The sequence below is a fragment of the Desulfobulbus alkaliphilus genome (assembly GCF_016918545.1).
Classification (GTDB): domain Bacteria; phylum Desulfobacterota; class Desulfobulbia; order Desulfobulbales; family Desulfobulbaceae; genus Desulfobulbus; species Desulfobulbus alkaliphilus.
Map to the genome: position 1 here is coordinate 1 of NZ_JAFFQC010000024.1, position 19,881 is coordinate 19,881.

Genomic DNA, 19,881 nt, shown 5'->3' on the forward strand with positions numbered 1-19,881 from the left:
ACCTCCCTACCCCCCGCGCCGAGCCTGCCCACTTTTTCTCATTTCCTGCGGTTGGACCCTTCTCACAAGGGTACTGTTACTTGAGAATTTCGACTAGATTTCAGGTAATACGGTGTGACAATCTACACAAAACCAACTGAAGCGGGTCGAGTAAGAAGAGGCCATGCGATCATAAATGCACCTGCGCCCTCCTGTGCGAGCCAGAAAAAGAAGGGGAAAAAAAATCACTTTATGAAAAAAGAGCCAGGAAATGCTGTCACGCCAGGGGCATTCGGTTGTGGCAACGAAATGCAAGGGGTTGCAGCATACAAACATTGCAACGTTTACGCGACACGCAACACTTTTACCAACCGGACCCTGTCAGGGTCGTGAGATACATATCAAAACAATTGACTGATATTACAAACAATAACCCGTACAACACAGAGGCTTTCTCTTGGGCACTGAACTTGCAGAAGAATAAGCAGAGGGAGCTGCAACACACACAATAAACATCGCCAACCAACCCATCCAAGAAATGGGAACAGTGGCGCACCCTTTGGCGTGGTCAACCAAATGGACCGCAAAAAGACCGCAACCTAGCAGCAATAAGCCTGTTTGCCGGATGAGGCGCGGAATAGCGTCTGCCGGCAAGGGGTGACCCGAAACGATCGGGAAGGAGGAAAACATGCTGTGGACAATCGCTGTTATACTGTTGATTTTGTGGGCGGTCGGGCTGGTGAGCAGCTACACCATGGGGGGGTTGATTCATCTCCTCCTGGTCATAGCCCTGATCGTGGTGGTGATCAATCTTCTTCAGAGCCGCAGACGAGTGTAGCGAAGTCGGGCCAACGGGCAAATATACAAACCTGCTTCTGGACGGGCACGTTCCCGGTGAATATACTCGCCGGGTTCAGATCACCATGTGGCAGGCAAATCAAAACTGAACCAGGAGGAGAGTATGAAATCAGGCAATCAAGACAAAGCGGAAGGCAAATTCCATCAAGCAAAAGGGAAAATCAAGGAGGTTGCCGGGAAAATCATCGACAAGCCAGAATTGGAAATTGAAGGGAAAACGGAACACAGCGCCGGCAAAATGCAGGATAAAGTCGGCGATCTGAAAAAAGCGGTCGACAAGTAGAAGACAGGTAATATTGACCCAAGGCAAGCGATCACTTCCACAACGATCATTGTCCCAGCACCATCATCCTTATCTCTGCCTAGGAGGCCCCCGTGGATATCGCCATAGAACCGATATTTTCTATCCTGATAGGCATCCTGATTCTGGTTGTACCGAGGTTCCTGAATTATTTTGTTGCCGTGTATTTGATTGTCATTGGCATTCTGGGGCTAATGAATTAAGCGCGCGAACCCAACCGCACGTCCATTCCGTGAAAACATATTAATCGTCAAATGACCTGGCCCGCAACATTGGGCCGTGGCAAGTCAACTGACCATGTAACCGTTAAACAACAGGAGGGTGAAATGTCACTGGGTACAATACTCCTCATAGTTTTAATCCTTATCCTGGTAGGGGCGATCCCCGCCTGGCCCCACAGCCGGTCATGGGGATATGCTCCGAGCGGCGCAATCGGGCTTATCCTGATTATTGTGTTAATCCTGTTTTTAATGGGAAGAATTTAACCGTAAGAGGTGATGCAAATGAACATGTTCTCCAAGGGATTTCTGGCGGTCTTTTTGCTGGCTGCGGTTTTGGGACTGAGCGCCTGCAAGCAAGAGGGGCCTGCCGAGAGGGCAGGAAAACAGGTTGACCAGGCGGTTGAACAAACCGGGGAGAAGATCGATGAGGCAACCGATGCGGCAAAAAAGAAGATAGAAGAAGCCAAGGAAACCCTCGATGACAAAACCAAGTGAGCAAGAGAGCAAGTAACTGAGACTAAATAATCTCGCCGTAAAAAGGACCAATCAGAAAACGAGGTCTTGGCACTGATCCCTGTTCAATGCGGCTGAGCATTTGCTGTCTCCTTCACTAAGTCATGGAAAAACAATATTTTGCGGATCGTTCAGGCATGAACGCTGAATGATCCGCAACAGTGAGGTTGTAACCTTTCACCAGCACTCTATCTGCGGACGATCAATCAACCGTGCCTGCGGTGCCCGATTAAGTTCGCCCGCCTCTTTGTAGTACGTACCCGAGCACTGCTCAACGCTGACAGGGCTGAGGGCATGCTGATTTTTGCCATTCGGCAAGCTGCCGATATGCTGTATGCAGGCACGTGCTGTTAACGCCGCTCCCATCTTTCCATGAAACATTCTGCATATTGGGCACAGAATTGTTTTCACCGGGGACGAGAACGCGGAATTTCATGGCACTTTCAGGTAGAACTTCTGACGCACCCCGTTTGCCCAGCATCAAGATTCATCATCGTGATTCATTTGTTATTTTTCAGATAGCGCCCATCCAGAAGCGGCCCTTTCCCCCTGACTTTTTGTTGTGCCGTCAAATTTAATCCTCGAAATATGCAGAGCCCGATAGCCTGCTTATCCATGTATGAAGCGATGGCAAAACGGTTCCAGTTTACAGGGCATGCAGTCGTTTACTTACAACTCGGTGAACGTTTAAACGGCTTCAAGCAAACTGTTTCAAGATCAACTGGCGCCAGGAACAACGGTTGGCGCGATTATTGATCAAGCAGATCGCCGACCGTTCCCAAAGGGCAACCCGTTGTAAGGAGTACAGATGGCATGGCGAATAGAGTACTGATCATCACTGGTGATACCGTTGAAGCCGAAGCGTTGCAGAAAGTGCTCGGTGGTGCACAAGAAGGGGCGTTTATCGTCGAATGGGTCAAGCAGCTGTCCGAGGGACTGGATCGCCTGCGCGCGGGCGGCATCGATGCGATTATCGTTGAGCTGGCGCTGCATGACAGCCAGGGCATCGACACCTTCGACCAGGTGCTCGCCGCAGCCCCGCACACACCGATCCTGATCCTCAGTGCGGCGAATGACGACAACCTGGTAAAAGCAAAGCAGCATGGCGCCCAGGGGTCTTTGTCGAAAAACGATCTGGACAATTCCCTGGTGCCACAATCGCTCCATAATCTTATCAAGCGCAGGGCCGTCGAAGAGACCTGTTTCCTGGAAAAAGCGCGGGCTGAAATCATCCTCAACTCGATCAGCGACGCGGTTATCAGCACCGACATGGCGGGCAATGTCGATTATCTCAACATTGCCGCCGAAACCATGACCGGCTGGTCGCGGGAAGAGGCGCATGGGCATCCCATCGGCGAGGTAATGCGCATCATTGATGGCGACACGCGCAAACCGAAACCCAATCCAATCGATTTGGTCCTGCAGCAGGATGAAGCAATGGCCCTGACAGCCGGGACCATTTTGATCCGCCGAGATGGCCACGAAGCGGCAATCGAAGATTCCGCTGCCCCGATCCACGATTGGGATGGAAAAATGAGCGGGGCGGTGATTGTTTTCCACGATGTCACGGCCTCCCAGGCGATGGCCTCGAAAATGGCGCATCTGGCGCAACACGATTCCCTCACCAACTTGCCCAATCGCGTCCTGTTGAACGACCGGGTGGAGCAAGCGATCTCCCTGGCAAAACGGCACGGCACGCATCTGGCCGTGCTGTTTTTGGACCTGGATAACTTCAAACATATCAACGATTCGCTCGGACACTCGACCGGTGACAAGTTATTGCAATCCGTTGCGAACCGGCTGCGCGCCTGTGTACGCGCTTCCGACACGGTTAGTCGTCAGGGGGGCGATGAATTCGTGGTCCTGGTAACCGAGGACAGGCTTACGGAGAATGCGGTTCAGATCGCTGATAAAATACTGGCCGCCCTGGCCGCTCCGCACATCATTGGCGAACATGAGCTGCATGTGACCACCAGCATCGGCATCAGCGTCTATCCCGTAGACGGTCAGGATGCGGAGGCACTGTTCAAGAATGCGGACACCGCCATGTACAGCGCCAAGGAAAAGGGCCGCAACAATTACCAGTTTTTCAAGGACGAGATGAACTTACGCTCGGTTGAGCGCCTGGCCATGGAAGCCGCATTGCGGTCCGCACTGCAACGGCAGGAATTTGTCTTGCATTACCAGCCCAAGGTCAAACTGGAAACTGGCGCGATGAGCGGCGTCGAAGCCTTGCTGCGCTGGATGCATCCAAAACGGGGCCTGGTGCTGCCCGGCGAATTCATGCCGGTGGCCGAAAACTGTGGCCTGATGATTCCAATCGGCCGCTGGGTGCTGCGGGAAGCATGCACCCAGGTCAAATGCTGGCAAGACGCCGGGCTTTCGCCGCACTCCATTGCAGTCAACATCTCCGCGCCGGAATTTTGCGCCAAAAATTTTATTGAGGACGTCCGCGCCATCATGATCGAAACTGGACTGGACCCGTATTGTTTGCACCTGGAAATAACCGAAAGCGTGTTGATGCGTGATGCCGAGGCCAGTATCGACATCCTGAAACAGCTCAAAAAATTGGGAGTGCAAGTGGCGGTGGATGATTTTGGCACCGGCTTTTCCAATCTCAGTTACCTGGCCCGGTTTCCCATCGACATCCTCAAGATTGCCCCGTCTTTCGTCCGCGACATCAGTTCCGCCGCCAGTAGCGGCATCATTGCCAGTGCCGTCATTGCCATGGCCACCAGCCTCAAGCAAGTAGTGGTGGCCGAGGGCGTGGAGGATCAATTGCAATGGGCGTTTCTCAAGGTACAGCATTGTGATGAAGGACAAGGCTATCTGTTCGGCAGGGCGCTTGCCGCAGAGCCCTTCACTGCGTTGCTGGTCAGTGGATTGGCCGGAGTGGTTACAAAAGCAGGCGATCACCCTGGAGCTACCCGTACCTCACGGTTCAGAGGCACACAATCACGTGAAAAGCAGGGACCTATTGAAAATCAACCAACAATGCGGCATAGCAAACAAAATTCGTGCAGGAATACCCTTACTGAACTTGGCCGTCACCCTGCCTCAACTCCTCAGGGGAAAAGTCAATCCATATAAGCATAGGGCTTGAGGTTTGCACTGCCGGAACCTGTTCACCTTGAGAGCCTCCGTAGGTAGTGTCCATCCAGAAACGGCTATTTTCCCCTGACTCTTTGTTGCGCTGTCAAATTTAATCCTGGTAATATTAACAATCTGAAGTTTCCCATTTTTAAAATAAGCCAGCCCGGGGGGGAGCCGCGAGTGCCTCGGCGGGGATGGAAATTATTCAATAATTACAACAAGATGCTGGTGAAAAATTGGGCTCGATAAGTACTTGATATAACTCGATAAATTTCAGCCAACTTTTACCAGAAATTGATATTTTATTAGCAAAAACAGGAAGTTATGAGTGAAAACGAGGCCCAGTCATGGTAGAGTGTAATTCTCCAAAAACAAATTACCATAGGAACCTCGCATGCTCATATTACACTCCCTGCTCAGTGAACTCAAAGATGAATTTGCCTCGTCGGAAAATGGTAAGGAACGTAGCGCTTGGTTTCTTCACACCCTGCTCGCGATCATTATACCATTTTCATCATCCAGAACCTCCAATCTGCTCCGAGTGCTCCGTACACTGTTTGGCTATGTCGAGATCGGTAAGAAACGGTACTACACCTTCATGGCCTCACCGAAACTTCCTTGGGACAGGCTCTGGCCGAGGCTTTGGAAAATGATCCCTGAACCAGAAACAGGTGGAAGATTGATTGTCGCTCTCGACGATTATATCAACCCCAAGACAGGAAAGAAGATTTTTGCCTGCGCCAAGGTGTTTGACCATGCAGCCAAGCAGAATCAGTCGCGCTATCCCTGGGCTCAGAATATTGTCGCCATTGGCCTTCTCAAAATGATCAAAGGACGCTGGGCCTGTCTCCCCCTCAGCCAGCGGTACTATCTGCCGGAAACAGAAATCAAAGAAAAAAAACCAGTATTCAAGGGCAAGGCGATTGACTTCCAAAGCAAGCATATCCAGGCCGTTGAGATGCTCGGTAGAGTCGCTGTGGAATTTCCCCAGTCGGATATCATGGTTGTGACCGACTCCTGGTTCGGTAACAATGGTCTCTATAAGCCTTTGCGAAAAGCACTGGGGAAAAAGGCCCACATGCTGTCCCGGCTTCGTTCAAACAACAATCTCTTTGACATGCCAGCTCCACCGACGGGAAAAGGCGCTGGTCGCCCAAAAAAATATGGCGACAAACTCGGCACGACATCCTCACTTGCCTTGATAAACAGAGAGCGGGCTCGGGAGATGACGGTCAACCTGTACGGCCGGGTACGAACGGTTTTGGCCTACGATCAGGTTGTCATGCAGAAAACACTCAAATGCCGGATTAGAGTAGTGTGGGTGTATCGTCGGACGCAATGGGTTGCTCTCTTTTCCACCGATCTAACCCTGTCAGTGGCCGAGATAATCGAGTATTACGGCGCCAGGTGGAAGATTGAGGCCGGGTTCAAAGAACTGAAAAGAGATATCGGCAGTGCCGAAACCCAGACCAGAAATCCGGTTGCAGTGAAAAACCACCTGGACTTCTGTTCGATGGCCACAACATTTACCTGGATCTACGCCTGTCGCCTGGAAAAAACTCCGCAGCGACGGCACACCGTCAAGGGCCGCAACCATTTCGCCTTTTCCGATGTTAGAAGGTTAGTGACCCAAGCAGCATTGGACAAGGATTTTCCATTGCTTTGCCCAGTTCCGCGCAAATCGATGATTAATACGCTTGTGACCGCCCTGATGCGGATGGCGGCATAAGACTTTTACAGGAAACTTCAGTTAACAATATGCCTGCGGTTAAATTTGCCAGCGCGCCTCGATTCATAATAAAATATCACGTTTCCGGATGGACACCAGGTAAGACGGCCTCGATTAAAAAACCCGGACAGCAATCATATCAATAAGAGGACACGGCCCGATGCACCTTGGTGCAGACGGACCGTTTCTTCTCCTTTTTTAAAAAAGAATACCGAACTGAGCAGCAACGTTCAGTCATCACAGGCAGGTAGAGCATGGAAGAGACCCAAGAGGCGCTTTTGTCGCCGAAAGAGTGCAGAAAGACAATTATTGAACTGAGTGGAGAAGAATACGAACTGGAGGTTGCCGCTGCCCTGTGGCCCCTGATCTTGAACCATAAGTGGCTCCTCTCGGAAAAACTCTGCCGGGACGTGGGATTGCGGACTGCCTGTATTGATTTCCTGGAAAATATGGAGCAGGCCCCCCTTGAGTATGCAATCCATAAACAACAACGAATTTTCAACGGGATGGGCGCCCAGATCATCAGCAGGGAGATGTGGGCTACCATCTCTGATTCGCAACCCCCCAAGCAGTTGGTGCAACGCAAAATTATTCTGCCCTTGACCGAGGAGGGCCTTTCCAGAAAGCATGGGGTAGTCCCCCCGAAAGCGATTATATTCTTTGGCCCTCCAGGCACGGGAAAAACCCATTTTGCCAAGGCTATTGCCGGTGCCTTATCCTGGCGGTACATCGAGATTGTCCCCAGCATGCTGATGGTGAACGGTGTCGAGAAAATTGGTGCCAATCTGCGGGAACTGATGGAAAAAGCACGAAATCTGGATGAGGTGGTTCTCTTTATCGACGAGTTTGAAGAGATTGCAGGCAGCCGCGATGCAGGGGACCGGATCGACAAGTCTATTACCAACGAGTTTCTCAAACAAATTCAGTTACTCAAGGACCAGCGCAACAAGATCCTGCTGGTCTGCGCCACCAACTACATCCGGCAATTGGATGCAGCGATGCTGCGTCCGGGAAGATTTGACTGCATCATTCCGGTTGGAGGCTTGGACAAGGAAGGCAGGAAGACGATTCTCGAATATTATCTTACCAAACTCAACACCGGCAACATTGATATGGAACGGATTGTCGAAATGACATCCGGGTTCACCCCCGCGGATATTCAGTATCTTTTCCAGCAGGTCGCCCATTTTGCCTTTGAGCAGGAACTGGCCAGTCAAGAGGACTTCCAGGTAACGGCGGAGACATTCGCCTTCATCCTCCCCAAGGTTCCTCCCTCCTTAGGCAAGGGAGTGCTTGACGAGTTTGCCAGGGACAGCGTAAGTTTTTCTCGAATTTGAGACTGACGCGCTGAGGTGTTGGCAACCGTTCAACGGGTACAAATGAATGATAGTCGTACCCGGCACCTGAAATTCAATTAAACGGGGAGGCCGCCATGGCATCACGAAAAAAGGATAAAGCAATCCCACCGGATCCACCAGGTGATGCCAAAACGAGCAAGGGACAAAACAGCCCGGTAAATGAAGCTGCAATTCCCGAGGAGGATAAGGGAGAAACCGCCGATTTTCCCATTGTTGGCATCGGCGCATCGGCCGGAGGACTGGCCGCTTTCGAGTCTTTTTTCTCGGGCATGCCGGTCGATGAGGAGCCTGGCATGGCCTTTGTCCTGGTGCAGCACTTGGCTCCGGATCACAAGAGCATCCTCACCGATCTGATTAAACGCTACACTCGTATGCAGGTTTTCGAGGTCGAAGACGGCATGGTGGTACGCCCCAACTGCACCTACATCATACCCCCAAATCGCGACATGGCTTACCTGGGTGGGGCTCTGCAGTTACTGGAGCCTTTCTCACCACGGGGTCGTCGCCTGCCCATCGATTTTTTCTTCCGCTCGTTGGCTCAGGACCAGCACGAGCGGGCCATTTGTGTCGTGCTTTCCGGAACCGGCAGTGACGGCACCCTGGGGTTGCAGGCCATTAAGAGCGAAGGCGGCATGGTCATGGCCCAGCGACCCGACTCCACCGAGTATGATGGCATGCCGCGCAGTGCCATCGCCACCGGCCTGGTGGATTTTGAACTGTTGCCAGCGGAGATGCCCGCGCAACTGATCCGTTATGCAGCCCATGCCTTCGGCAAGTCACCGAAGGTCGGCACCACCCCGATGTTAAAAAGCGAGAACGCGCTGAGGAAAATGTTCGTCCTGCTCCGCGCCCACACTGGGCACGATTTTTCCTTGTATAAGTCGAGCACCATCTGGCGGCGAATCGAGCGGCGCATGGCCCTCCATCAGATCGATACAGTGGAGCGCTATATCAAGTTTTCGCAGCAAACGTCTGCGGAGGTGGAATCTCTTTTCCGTGACCTGCTGATCGGTGTCACCAATTTTTTTCGCGACCCTGAAGTCTTCAAAATTCTTGAAGAAAAGATCATCCCCCAACTCTTTGCCGATAAACCTGCCGGTGGAACGATCCGGGCCTGGTCACCGGGGTGTGCCAGCGGCGAGGAGCCGTATTCCCTCGCCATCCTGCTCGCCGAGCGTCAGGAGTCTTTGAAGCAGAATCACAAGGTACAAATTTTTGCCACCGACATCGACAGCCAGGCGATTGCCAGGGCCCGAGCCGGACTCTATCCGGCTGGCATCGCCGCCGACATCACACCGGAGCGGCTGGCACGTTTTTTTTCGACCGAAAGCAACAGTGGTGCGTATCGCATCCACAAAACCATTCGCGACTTGCTGGTCTTTTCCGAACAAAATGTAATCAGAGACCCGCCCTTTTCCAAGCTTGATTTCATCAGCTGCCGCAATCTGATGATCTATATGGGTGTTGAGTTGCAGAAAAAACTCATCCCCCTTTTTTACTATGCTCTCAATCCCGGAGGGTATCTTCTGCTGGGCATTTCGGAGACGGTGGGAGATTTCGCCGATCTTTTTGCCGTGCAGGATCGCAAAGCAAAGATATACCGGCGTAAAGACACACTCCATGGCACCTCCATAATAGGCTTAGGCAACTATCTGCCACCCCTGACCTCGCTAGAGACAGCGTTGCCGCGGGCCGCTGGAAAAATGACAACCCAAAGGAAACCAACACTGCGCGAGTTGACCGAACAGGCTTTGTTGCAGCAAATCATTCCTGCAGGCGCCCTTGTCAAGGGTTCCGGCGACATCCTCTACATCCACGGCCGCACCAGTTTGTTTCTTGAGCCAGCCATGGGCGAAGTCGGCGTCTATAACATTTTCAAAATGGCAAGAGAGGGATTGCGAAGTGAATTGACCGCGGCCATGCACAAGGTGACGGCAGGTGTGGAGTTCGTTCGCTCCACCGGTCTGATGGTCAAAACCAACGGCACCTTCACCCCGGTCAACCTGATCGTTCGCCGAGTGGAAATAGACCCTGACGCCATACCCGAGACACCTTTGTACCTGGTCATCCTTGAGGGGGCCGCAGCGTGCGATCTCCCAACCCCGCAGCAGGAGGGCACGAGCACCCCGGCAGTGCCACATGCAGCCCCGGATATCGACATGCGGGTTGCCGCTCTGCAGCAAGAACTGCAGGTTAAGGAGGAGTACCTCCAAACGACGAACGAAGAGCTGAAATCCATTAACGAGGAGATGCAATCGGTCAACGAGGAGTTGCAATCCACCAACGAGGAGCTGGAAACCTCGAAAGAGGAACTGCAATCGATTAACGAGGAACTGACCACAGTCAATGCCGAACTGCAAAACAAGGTGGCTGATCTGACCTGCGCCAATAACGACATGAACAACCTGCTGGCCGGCACCGACATCGGCACGGTCTTTGTCGATTTCCAGATGCGAATCCTGCGCTTCACCCCTGCCGCTACCAGAATCATCAACCTGATCCAAAGCGACATCGGACGCCCTGTTGGCCATATCGTCTCCAATCTGGTCGACTATGACGCTTTGCTGGCGGATACCCAAAACGTCCTGGACACCCTGGTCCCCAAAGAAATGGAAGTCCATACTCAGGCTGGGAGATGGTACACCATGCGCATCCTGCCCTATCGAACCCTGGAGAACGTAATTGAAGGCGCGGTGATCACCTTTACCGACATAACAGAATATAAACAGATAAAGACGGCCTTGAGCAAGGCGCATGCCCATCTGGCAGAGGCTGTTGTCGCCACGGTCCGCGAACCGTTGCTGGTGCTCGATACTGATTTGCGTGTAACCATGGCGAACAGTGCTTTTTACAGCACCTTCCAGGTAACGCCCGACGCTACGCAGGGGCAGTTACTCTATGAGTTGGGCAATCGTCAGTGGGACATTCCGGAGTTGCACACCCTGCTGGAAAAGGTCCTGACCCACGATGCCGTGTTCAATGATTTTACCGTGACCCACCAATTTGAAACAATTGGGTGGCGCACGCTTCATCTCAACGCGCGCCGCATTTTCGGGGAGCCAGGTCGATCCGAGCTGATCCTGCTGGCGATTGAGGAGCATTCCGGCAACCGTTCCCAGACTCAAAACGACATCAAAGTACAGTAAAATATTTTTAAAACAAGAGCCCAACGGCAAGGAACTACTAGAAAAAATCATTATCAGCGAAGGACCGTTACGGATTCAGGCTGGAGACAATGCCCGCAACATCCTCATTGTACGAAAATTTTTCTGGGCAAAATCAACCCGGATCAATGGTAGACGTACGCGATCATAGGCACCCCATCTTTGCACGGACGCAATTGCCCGCATAGAAGGGGGCTATAACAGTCAGCCAAGTCTGCGCATACCCGGGGTACCTGATATCGCTTACAATACAGAAACGTCATAAATCAATCAGTTACAAACCCTGTGACCGGTCAGGTCGTCGCACCCGGTGGACGTTTACCGGCCATCGACCACTTCTATTCCATGAACTTTTTGGCATGACTCTGGCCAAAGGCAGGATTCTTTCTTATTGTAATCAGTGTTACCGAAAAAATTGAACCAGAACAACAACCTTCTTATCCCGGATCCGGATCCATGCGCAAAATCACCTCCATGACCATGCTGGTCACCCTTGTTGTCCTGATCCTCAATTCGATTGTCCTCTATGTGGTACCCGAGGGCCGGATTGCTTATTGGGCTGACTGGCGCTTTCTGGGCTTGACCAAGACGGAATGGGGCGACCAGCACATCACCATCGGTTTTTTGTTCCTATTAGCCAGCTTCCTGCACCTCTACTACAACTGGGGGGTGGTCAAAAGCTATCTGAAAAACAAGGTCAAGGAGATCAAGGTGTTCACCCTGCCCTGCAATATTGCCCTGGCGGTTACCTCATTGATCATCGTTCTGACCTATTTTCAGGTTCCGCCGGTCAGCTATATTCTTGATCTCAGTGCGTATTTCAAAAGAAGCGCCGCGGAAACATACGGTGAACCACCCTATGGCCATGCCGAAAAAAGCTCCCTGCAGATGCTGACCCGGCGCGAAGGTATCGAGCTTGACCAGGCCCTGGCTCTGCTCGATGAGCACGGGGTGCGGGGGGCCACGGGTTCCGCAACCGTGCTGGCCATTGCCCGGGACAACCGTATGACCCCGCAAGCCATCTACAACATCATCCTGCCGGCCAAGGTTCAGCTGTCCGTCAACGATACGGCGGCGGCACCGCCCATCGAACCGCCCCCATCAGGCTTGGGCAGAAAAACCCTTGAGCAGCTCTGCAGCGAGATGCAACTTGACTGTCCCGCCATTATCGCCGCACTGTCGGCACGGGGGATCTCCAGTGCCCCGGGCAACACCATCCGCCAGATAGCCGAGGCCAACAACAAAAGACCGACGGAAATTTATGAGCTTATCTGGGCCTTCGCCCAAGGAGAATAACGACTCGCGTTTGTTTTTTGTGTTTCACGACAAGGATTGATCCCGGCCATCGGCATGACCGTAGCCGGTACGGAGCAGGGAATCACGGCTGATCATCCCCCGGAACCGCCCCTGATCATCCACCACCGGCAGCCGCTTGAGCATCTTTTCCGTCATAATCCGCACCGCCTCGTCAATCAGCATATCCTCCCGCACGGTCAGAATGTCGGTGCGCATCACCTGCTCGGCCCGAGTCGATTGCAGCCGCTGATCAAGCTCCTGGGTGAAGCCATCCTGACGAAATGGACGCGTCAATCTGGCCAGGAGATAGCGCAGGCCTTCCGGGTCAGGCTGGAAATATCGGAGGAGGTCACGATCGGCAATGAGACCGAGCAAAAGGCCCTCGGCGTTGACGACCGCCACCCGCTGGATATCGTTATCGTTAATGATTTGGATCACTTTATCAAGCGGGGTCTCCGGTCCGACAGTATGGATATCCCGGCGGAGGATGTCGGCCACGGTGCGCAGGTTGCTGATTGTTATTTCCTGAGCCCGGAAAGCGCTCCAGTCAGGGGCTTCCCGCATGACTGTGCGAAAAATATCCAGACGCGACAGCATCCCGACCAGTCGTCCGGCGGCATCGACCACCGGCAGCCGCTTCATGTCATGCGCCAGCATACGCTCCACGGCCTCGGTCAGTGGCCGCTCCTCGGCGATAAGGACCGGTGGACTGCTCATTGCCTCTGCAACCCGCCTTTGCGCAAGATCGTGCATGATCGCTTCGAGGTCGTCCCTGCCGGATGCCGAGAGCAGTCCCAGACGTAACGGCAGCCCGCCTTTACGGATCAGATCCCCCTGGGTGATCACGCCAATGGGCCGTCCCTGCTCATCGACCACCGGCAATCCGGTGAATATGGAGGAAAGCAGCAACCTGGCCGCCTCGCTCAGCCGACTGTCCGCGGTGACCCTTTCCGGCCTGGCCGTCATCACATCCCGCACCTGGAGCTGCCGCGGGAAAAAGGTGCTGGCGGTTTTGTGGGAAACCACCTGGAGATCATGGAGGGCGATGACGCCGCTGCCGATCAGTTCGTCAAGGCCGGCGAGTACCTGGTCGGTTGCCGCGGCCGGGACGATGATATAGATCCGGATCGGGAGATTGAAGGAGAGAATTTCCAGACGATCCGTCGTCATTTCGCCGCTTTCATCACAGCCGGCAATCCCACGGGTGACAATGCATCGGGCGGCGATTTTCAACCCCCGGATATAGTGGAGAACCGCATCGATCACCGGCTTTTTGCCATGACGCGCCTTCTCATCGGTGAAAATCTCAATGGCTTTGTAGTTGAGCATCGTATCCTCCTCCTTGCCCAAGGGCGGTTCGATGCCTGGTTGTTTTGCCTGTTGACGGAGCACGCTGCTGCCACCGTTCGACAAACCTACCGGCAGATGGCATTATTGTTTTCCGCACACCAGGCTGTTAGCCGCTGACGATCTTCACGGCAGATTTTGGTACCTGCCAACCGGCTGACAACCAGATTGAGCTGATCACGGTAGAGAGAATCAAAGCCGCTAACCAGGGAATAGTGCATCCACAGCCCCTCTCGCCGCCCCTGCAGCCAACCATGCCGTCTCAGGTATGCTAAAGTGGATTGAGGTATGCCCAGAGCCTGCACCAGGTCACAGACGCAATATTCCCTGCCTTCATGCAGCAGAACCAGCAAACGCAACCGGGTTTCATCGGCCAGGGATTTAAAAAATTCAGCAGTAATTTTCATTTGTGGCCATTATTCCTGCTGGTCTGAATCTGCCGCCACAGATTCAGACGCTGGTCCGAGGGTCAGCAACTGCCACTCTGCCCACCCGTTTCTATACCAGTACATCGGCAGAGTGAATCCCCATTCTTGGGCTTGCCGGATGGCCTGATACGCTCTCAACGCCCCTGAGCAGTAAAATACCGCCACATCCTTACCGCCGAGGGCGACAGCCAAGTTGTCCTTACTCATGATGTTCGTGCTGTGATCAGGGGTATAATAGGGCAGATTCACCGCGCCGTGGATATGTCCGCGGGCGAATTTATGCTGGGGTCGATTATCGATGAATGCTGCTCCGTGTTGTAAAAGAAACAGAGTCTGGTATCCATCGATAACGGCTACAACGTTGTCTTCAGCTTTTGTACTGGTCACTAGAAACGTAGCCAGGATTAGACTGAACAGGATGTTTTTCATGGCTCCTCAATAACTGATCTGATTGATTTAATTCTTTTTAACCGGATCGTCCACAGGGCAATCACAGGTGAACGGTTAGAATGCATATTTTAACATAACGTGCTTCCTTGAGGAAGAAAACAGGCCGGGTTGAATCGAATTTGACGAAAATTATTGCCTCATCGTTTAAAGCAGGAACGGATGACCAATGCCTTGCTCATATCCGCTCGAGCGGATAAATTTTTTCTTCTATTGATTCCCGCCGCATTTTGCCGCGGGAATGCCGCTTCCCTTTATCGGCGGTGTCCTTCCGGCCCTGAAGGATCTTCATGGCTCAAAAAAAAGGCTGCCTCGGCCCGATTCGGAGAGTGGAATCCAGGCTTTTGCGGATTTTGTGCCCGATTACGTTCTATTTTTCCGTCTCCGGACGATCAGGCTACCGTGCATGGAATGTACACCAATCTGAAATAGGTCCTTGCTTTTCAAGACGACTGGTCATATATTGAAATGTACCATGAAACAACACGACCAGAACAAACAGGACATTATCCGCAAGGGATTAAAAGCACTGTACACCAAGGGATATAATGCGACCGGCGTCCAAGAGATCGCCAATGCCGCCGACATCCCCAAAGGTTCATTTTATAATTATTTCAAAAACAAGGAAGATTTCGCCATTGAGGCGATGCGTCTTTTCACCGAGCGTGAGATCGAAGTGATGCAGCGCACGCTCTGCGATACCGGGATGCCGCCGCTGCAGCGGATACGGGCACTTTATCATCAAAAAATTGAGTTTCTGTCGACGACTGTTGCCTTTTCCATAGGCTGTTTTCTCTGCAACATCACCCTGGAAATGGCGGATGTCAGCGACGCCATCGCCCGTGAAGCAACACGCTGTTTCAGGGATGAATACGCGCCGTTGCTCGCCTGCCTTCAGGAGGCTCAGCGGGAGGGAGCTATTGCACCCTCAAAAAATCCTGACCAGTTGACCAGCCTTATCCGCAACTGCTGGCTCGGTGCCCTGGTGCTCATGAAAGCCAATAAATCGGCGGCACCGCTCCAGGAATTCCAGCTTCTTCTCGACCAGATCCTGCAAAACGCAGCTGAGTAACAACACACTCTCAGCGCACTCAGCCATCAGACAGTTACTGTCTCTTTTGTTGCGACAAAAAAGACGACTGGTCATATTGACCACAACCCCAAGGAGGACCACATGGAAAACATCACATTCAAAGCAATGATTGTCACCGAAACCGAGGACAAAAAATTCACCCGGGAAATCAAGGAAAAAAATGTTGCCGATCTCCCGAATAATGAGGTGCTGATCAAGGTGCACTACTCCTCCTTGAATTATAAGGATGCGCTTTCAGCCTCTGGAAACAAAGGGGTGACCAGGAAATACCCGCACACCCCCGGTGTTGACGCGGCCGGCGAGGTTGTCGAAAGTGCAGTCGCCGATTTCAAACCCGGCGACAAGGTTCTGGTAACCGGCTATGACCTGGGCATGAACACCTCCGGAGGATACCAGGAATACATTCGCGTGCCCGCGGCATGGGTGGTGCGATTACCGGCCAACTTGAGCCTGCGCGAAAGCATGATCTATGGGACCGCTGGTTTTACCGCGGCCTTATCCTGTTACAAAATGATCAACAATGGGGTGACCCCGGACAAGGGACCGGTACTGGTCACCGGTGCCACCGGTGGCGTGGGCAGTATCGCGGTGGCCATTCTTGTTAAAAGCGGCTACGACGTAATCGCCGTGAACGGCGTGGTCGATGAAAAAGAATATCTGCTTGAACTGGGGGCCAAGGAAGTGATCTCCATTGAAGAAGCGGATGACAAGAGCGGTCGGCCAGTGCTGAAACCACGGTGGGCCGGGGCCATCGACACCGTTGCCGGCAATATTCTGACCACAGCCATCAAGGCCACCCAATATGGCGGCACCGTGACCTGTTGCGGCAATGTCGGCTCAGGTGAATTCTCTTCCTCCATTTATCCATTTATTTTGAACGGTGTCAGCCTGATGGGGATCGATTCGGTCAACTGCCCCACGGATCTCCGCCTGCAGGTGTGGGAAAAAATTGCCTCGGACTGGAAACTGGATCACCTGGACAAAATCACCACCGAACTCGATTCACTGGAAGCGCTCGACGACCGCATCAGCCTGATTCTGGAAGGAAAAAACAAGGGCCGGGCCATCGTGAAAATTGTCTGATATGCAGATTGAACCTTGCAAGGTTCCTTTTTTCTTCCGCCACCCAATAAACCACTTGTTCCAGGTTATGCAACATTGCAACCTCCTGAATCCGTGACGGCTGGACGCTTGTTTTGGATATATCTTTTTTTAATCATTTTATAATTGCAGCGGAATCCTTGACAACAACTTTCACCAGCCGCCCTTCGGGGCATCCGCTCACGGATTCAGGAACCTGAGCAGAACGACAACGTACATCAATTTAAGCAGACAGGAGGAGATATCCATGCCTACACCTTTTTTAAAAAAATCGATTATCACAACCTTGAGTATTGCCGGTGCCGTCATCCTTGTTTTTTCACCTGCAAGCCACTCTATGAGTCACCATGACCATGAACATCACGGCCACGAAGCGCATGCCGAACACACCATGACCCAGGAACAGGCGGAAAATCCCGCTGTACTGGCATACCAGGAAGCAAACGAGCGAATGCATCGCGATATGGCCATTGCCTTCAGCGGCGATGCTGATATCGACTTTGTCCGCGGGATGATCCCCCATCATCAAGGTGCCATCGATATGGCCCGGGTAGTGCTGCAATACGGCCAGGACCCGGAAATTCGCGCCTTGGCGGAAGAAATCATCACCGCGCAGGAAGCTGAAATCGCCATGATGGAGGAATGGTTGCACAAAAACGCCCATGCTCACTGAACAGACTTGATCCTTCGCTTAATGTCCCTTGCCCCCCTTGCTGCATCGGATCATTTAAATATCAACCATTGCCGACCCGCCCCGATTGGGCGGGTCGGCATGCCATCTTTTCTTCCTGAACCCGTGACGGCTGGATTCCACCTGCATTGGATCAACGGTTGAAAAAAATGGGGAGGGAGCCAGAAAAAGAGTATGGCCGCTCAGAAAAAATAACGAAGCCGGAATTCCAGTTTATTCCTGTTTTGCTTCTCGCCGTACTCGCTCAACGCACCGCCGTTGAGCACGGAAAAACGCATCTGCAGCTCCCAGTTGGTGATGCCGCTGTAGGTCAATTCCGGTGTCAGAGAGTAGCTGCCGTCGCCAAGGTTGACAATGGCGATCAAGGCTGCGTTACTATAGAGGATGGCAAGGGGTTCCTTCTGGGACAATCGGGCGTACAGATAATCCTGCCCGGCATTGGGCCGGGTGAAATCGGCGGCTGCCATTTGCCGAAGGTCGCGCTGCAGGTCTGTTGCGCCGGTGTCTGACAGCTGAACACCGCGGTTATCAATCAGGTGATAGAAGCGCTCCATCTCCGCGGGACTGTAGCCTGCGCCGTTGTGATAATATTCAAGGATGGTCGTCAGGTCAAAAGAGCTCAGGTAACGAACGCCGAGCAGGTACGAAGTCGCGCTGATGGTTGCTCGGCTCAACCCACCATTCTGGTCCACAGTTGGTTTATTCAGGCGGGGCACATGAGCAATCTCGCCATGGATGGCGAAATTGCTTCGGATATTACGGGAAAAAGTACCGCCAAAACGAGTGGACCGACTGTTGCCGCTGAAGACGATCCCATCGATGTCCGTATCCCGATACAGCAGATACAGTCTGGCCGCCAGATTGACATTGTCGCGGTCGCCAAAGTCTTCATTAACATCAGCACAGACTGGAAGCACCACCGCAGTCAGGGATACGGTCCGCAGATCACCGGAAAAACTGCGGATCGCTTCAAGATCAGCAGTGATATATCCTTCGCGGGCTTCTTCGGGATTATTGGGATCCTTGCCCCGGTTGATGAACCCCGCCGGATTCCAGGCATACCCTTTGCCCCATTGATACGATTTTTTTCCCAGGGAAGCCGTCAATTCCGGACTCGGCGACAGCGTAAGGTTGGATTCATAGACGTCAGCCCTGTCCGACCAACCGAGGGTGTTCTCCCGAACTGATCCATAAAGAAGCCAACTGAACCGGGCGATTCCGCGGGTGTAGGAACCATTCAGCTGCAGGCTGGCGGTCAACTGATCAAAAACCGTGGGGGGATCATCGTTGAAAAAAAGACGGGAAAAAACCGAATCACGGCGTACATCCATATGCTCCCATTTCATCTCGGCAAAACCACCAAGATTCAAGGGCTTCCTGGCAAACGCCTCGACATCGAAAACAAAGTCTTCCAGGGCCCAACTGCTCCCCGGGACGACCACCGCGACGAGAAACAAGGTCAGAAATGCATGCCATCGTCCCTTACGCCCCTTACGTCCATTACGTCCATCACCCTTGCTAGCGCAATTCATCGATCCTGGAAAGATAATCAAGCGTGAACACCTCGTCAGCCAGCTCCTTTTTTTCCAGGCCGGCAAAGAGCATTACCGATTTGTATCCCTGATACAGGGGGCTGTCGGTTTCCAGTACCGAAGGCCGGACCATGCCGTCGCCGAATTCCTTAATCGCACTGTAGCGCAGGGTCTTGATCAGCATACCGCTGGCGGCATAACAGTCGATGGTTATCGGTAACAAGGTGGCCTTATCAACGACCATATGCAGGTGGTCATAGGCCACTGCTGATGTTTTCGCCTGCAGGTCAAGGAGATATGTGTCCTCTTGTTCGGTGGCGCCGCGGACATCATACTCGACACTGAAATCAAGACGGAGAATATCGGAATTGTTGAAGACCCCACCAACCACCGACTGAAGGCTGGTGATCCGGATCGGTCGGCCGACATTGGGGATGTACAGCCACATATTATCACCCAGACGCAGAGTGGCCCGGCCTTTTTCGCTGGCCGGGGACAGGAACAGGGCCACCATTTTATCCTGACCTTTTTTAAGGGTGTAGAGGACAAATTCCCTGGAACGTCCGTCTGGTTCGACATTGATCAGTTTACGATACATCTCATACGATTCCGGCTGCATCCGCCGATCCAGTTCCTCAAGGATGGCATCACCATCCAGGGCCAGGGCCGTGGTATGGACAAACATCAGGATGGCAGCGATAACGCAGGCAGACAATTTGTTTTTCATTCG

General features: G+C 52.8%; 18 protein-coding genes. 13 read left to right on the plus strand and 5 right to left on the minus strand.

The window, feature by feature from the left end; genetic code table 11:
* Positions 1–667 precede the first annotated feature (667 nt).
* The 10 genes from JWG43_RS12570 (at position 668) to JWG43_RS12615 (ending at position 12,512) form a co-directional block, all read left to right on the plus strand.
* Positions 668–817 carry a lmo0937 family membrane protein gene (locus JWG43_RS12570; protein ID WP_205243288.1) on the plus strand — a complete coding sequence of 50 codons (150 nt, stop codon included), beginning with the start codon at positions 668–670 and terminating at the stop codon, positions 815–817.
* A gap of 123 nt (positions 818–940) precedes the next feature.
* On the plus strand, positions 941–1,120 hold the full coding sequence (locus JWG43_RS12575; RefSeq protein WP_205243289.1) for a CsbD family protein: 180 nt from the start codon (positions 941–943) through the stop codon (positions 1,118–1,120).
* A 92-nt stretch (positions 1,121–1,212) separates the two neighbouring features.
* Positions 1,213–1,341 (plus strand): DUF3096 domain-containing protein, encoded by a 129-nt coding sequence (locus JWG43_RS20260; RefSeq protein WP_205243290.1) that lies wholly within the window; start codon positions 1,213–1,215, stop codon positions 1,339–1,341.
* A gap of 123 nt (positions 1,342–1,464) precedes the next feature.
* Complete coding sequence (locus JWG43_RS20265; protein WP_240193569.1) at positions 1,465–1,623, plus strand: DUF3309 family protein; 159 nt, start codon at positions 1,465–1,467, stop codon at positions 1,621–1,623.
* Between the two features lie 18 nt (positions 1,624–1,641).
* Positions 1,642–1,854: a hypothetical protein gene (locus tag JWG43_RS12590; protein ID WP_205243291.1), complete on the plus strand. Its 213-nt coding sequence runs from the start codon at positions 1,642–1,644 to the stop codon at positions 1,852–1,854.
* Between the two features lie 831 nt (positions 1,855–2,685).
* Entirely contained in the window at positions 2,686–4,962 is a 2,277-nt protein-coding gene (locus JWG43_RS12595; protein WP_205243292.1) for a putative bifunctional diguanylate cyclase/phosphodiesterase, read from the plus strand.
* Positions 4,963–5,359: 397 nt separating this feature from the next.
* On the plus strand, positions 5,360–6,694 hold the full coding sequence (locus tag JWG43_RS12600; RefSeq protein ID WP_205243293.1) for an IS701 family transposase: 1,335 nt from the start codon (positions 5,360–5,362) through the stop codon (positions 6,692–6,694).
* 254 nt (positions 6,695–6,948) lie between these two features.
* The gene (locus JWG43_RS12605; protein WP_205243294.1) at positions 6,949–8,031 is read left to right on the plus strand and encodes an ATP-binding protein; all 1,083 of its coding nucleotides are present in this window, start codon (positions 6,949–6,951) and stop codon (positions 8,029–8,031) included.
* A gap of 95 nt (positions 8,032–8,126) precedes the next feature.
* Positions 8,127–11,198 carry a chemotaxis protein CheB gene (locus JWG43_RS12610; protein WP_205243295.1) on the plus strand — a complete coding sequence of 1,024 codons (3,072 nt, stop codon included), beginning with the start codon at positions 8,127–8,129 and terminating at the stop codon, positions 11,196–11,198.
* Between the two features lie 474 nt (positions 11,199–11,672).
* Positions 11,673–12,512: a DUF4405 domain-containing protein gene (locus JWG43_RS12615; protein ID WP_205243296.1), complete on the plus strand. Its 840-nt coding sequence runs from the start codon at positions 11,673–11,675 to the stop codon at positions 12,510–12,512.
* Between the two features lie 24 nt (positions 12,513–12,536).
* Here JWG43_RS12615 and JWG43_RS12620 read toward each other — a convergent pair whose 3' ends face one another.
* From JWG43_RS12620 to JWG43_RS12630, 3 genes are read right to left on the minus strand one after another with little or no spacing between them, the layout of a single operon-like run.
* Complete coding sequence (locus tag JWG43_RS12620) at positions 12,537–13,904, minus strand: DUF190 domain-containing protein (protein ID WP_338033266.1); 1,368 nt, start codon at positions 13,902–13,904, stop codon at positions 12,537–12,539.
* A gap of 23 nt (positions 13,905–13,927) precedes the next feature.
* Positions 13,928–14,266, minus strand: coding sequence for an ArsR/SmtB family transcription factor (locus JWG43_RS12625; protein WP_205243297.1), 339 nt, complete (start codon positions 14,264–14,266; stop codon positions 13,928–13,930).
* A 9-nt stretch (positions 14,267–14,275) separates the two neighbouring features.
* Entirely contained in the window at positions 14,276–14,716 is a 441-nt protein-coding gene (locus JWG43_RS12630) for a rhodanese-like domain-containing protein (RefSeq protein ID WP_205243298.1), read from the minus strand.
* 493 nt (positions 14,717–15,209) lie between these two features.
* Here JWG43_RS12630 and JWG43_RS12635 point away from each other — a divergent pair, with 493 nt between their 5' ends.
* The 3 genes from JWG43_RS12635 to copM all read left to right on the plus strand — a co-directional run bounded on the left by JWG43_RS12635 (position 15,210) and on the right by copM (position 17,601).
* Complete coding sequence (locus JWG43_RS12635; RefSeq protein WP_205243299.1) at positions 15,210–15,806, plus strand: TetR/AcrR family transcriptional regulator; 597 nt, start codon at positions 15,210–15,212, stop codon at positions 15,804–15,806.
* 102 nt (positions 15,807–15,908) lie between these two features.
* Positions 15,909–16,910, plus strand: coding sequence for a YhdH/YhfP family quinone oxidoreductase (locus JWG43_RS12640; protein ID WP_205243300.1), 1,002 nt, complete (start codon positions 15,909–15,911; stop codon positions 16,908–16,910).
* Between the two features lie 265 nt (positions 16,911–17,175).
* Complete coding sequence (gene copM / locus JWG43_RS12645; RefSeq protein ID WP_205243301.1) at positions 17,176–17,601, plus strand: CopM family metallochaperone; 426 nt, start codon at positions 17,176–17,178, stop codon at positions 17,599–17,601.
* Between the two features lie 200 nt (positions 17,602–17,801).
* On the opposite strand, the gene JWG43_RS12650 is transcribed toward copM, so the two are convergent.
* Together JWG43_RS12650 and JWG43_RS12655 are read right to left on the minus strand one after the other, a co-directional pair.
* Positions 17,802–19,151, minus strand: a complete 1,350-nt coding sequence (locus JWG43_RS12650; RefSeq protein WP_240193570.1) for a hypothetical protein — start codon at positions 19,149–19,151, stop codon at positions 17,802–17,804.
* A complete protein-coding gene (locus JWG43_RS12655; RefSeq protein ID WP_371925193.1) occupies positions 19,138–19,836 on the minus strand; it encodes an outer membrane lipoprotein-sorting protein in 699 nt (232 codons plus the stop codon). The genes JWG43_RS12650 and JWG43_RS12655 overlap by 14 nt, the downstream gene beginning before the upstream one ends.
* Positions 19,837–19,881 lie beyond the last annotated feature (45 nt).

Excerpts from the sequence above, each read along its gene's own strand:
- JWG43_RS12570 (WP_205243288.1), top strand. The coding sequence starts at position 668 with ATGCTGTGGACAATCGCTGTTATACTGTTGATTTTGTGGGCGGTCGGG.
- JWG43_RS12575 (WP_205243289.1), top strand. The coding sequence starts at position 941 with ATGAAATCAGGCAATCAAGACAAAGCGGAAGGCAAATTCCATCAAGCA.
- JWG43_RS20265 (WP_240193569.1), top strand. The coding sequence starts at position 1,465 with ATGTCACTGGGTACAATACTCCTCATAGTTTTAATCCTTATCCTGGTA.
- JWG43_RS12590 (WP_205243291.1), top strand. The coding sequence starts at position 1,642 with ATGAACATGTTCTCCAAGGGATTTCTGGCGGTCTTTTTGCTGGCTGCG.
- JWG43_RS12595 (WP_205243292.1), top strand. The coding sequence starts at position 2,686 with ATGGCGAATAGAGTACTGATCATCACTGGTGATACCGTTGAAGCCGAA.
- JWG43_RS12600 (WP_205243293.1), top strand. The coding sequence starts at position 5,360 with ATGCTCATATTACACTCCCTGCTCAGTGAACTCAAAGATGAATTTGCC.
- JWG43_RS12605 (WP_205243294.1), top strand. The coding sequence starts at position 6,949 with ATGGAAGAGACCCAAGAGGCGCTTTTGTCGCCGAAAGAGTGCAGAAAG.
- JWG43_RS12610 (WP_205243295.1), top strand. The coding sequence starts at position 8,127 with ATGGCATCACGAAAAAAGGATAAAGCAATCCCACCGGATCCACCAGGT.
- JWG43_RS12615 (WP_205243296.1), top strand. The coding sequence starts at position 11,673 with ATGCGCAAAATCACCTCCATGACCATGCTGGTCACCCTTGTTGTCCTG.
- JWG43_RS12625 (WP_205243297.1), bottom strand. The coding sequence starts at position 14,266 with ATGAAAATTACTGCTGAATTTTTTAAATCCCTGGCCGATGAAACCCGG.
- JWG43_RS12630 (WP_205243298.1), bottom strand. The coding sequence starts at position 14,716 with ATGAAAAACATCCTGTTCAGTCTAATCCTGGCTACGTTTCTAGTGACC.
- JWG43_RS12635 (WP_205243299.1), top strand. The coding sequence starts at position 15,210 with ATGAAACAACACGACCAGAACAAACAGGACATTATCCGCAAGGGATTA.
- JWG43_RS12640 (WP_205243300.1), top strand. The coding sequence starts at position 15,909 with ATGGAAAACATCACATTCAAAGCAATGATTGTCACCGAAACCGAGGAC.
- copM (WP_205243301.1), top strand. The coding sequence starts at position 17,176 with ATGCCTACACCTTTTTTAAAAAAATCGATTATCACAACCTTGAGTATT.
- JWG43_RS12650 (WP_240193570.1), bottom strand. The coding sequence starts at position 19,151 with ATGAATTGCGCTAGCAAGGGTGATGGACGTAATGGACGTAAGGGGCGT.
- JWG43_RS12655 (WP_371925193.1), bottom strand. The coding sequence starts at position 19,836 with ATGTTTGTCCATACCACGGCCCTGGCCCTGGATGGTGATGCCATCCTT.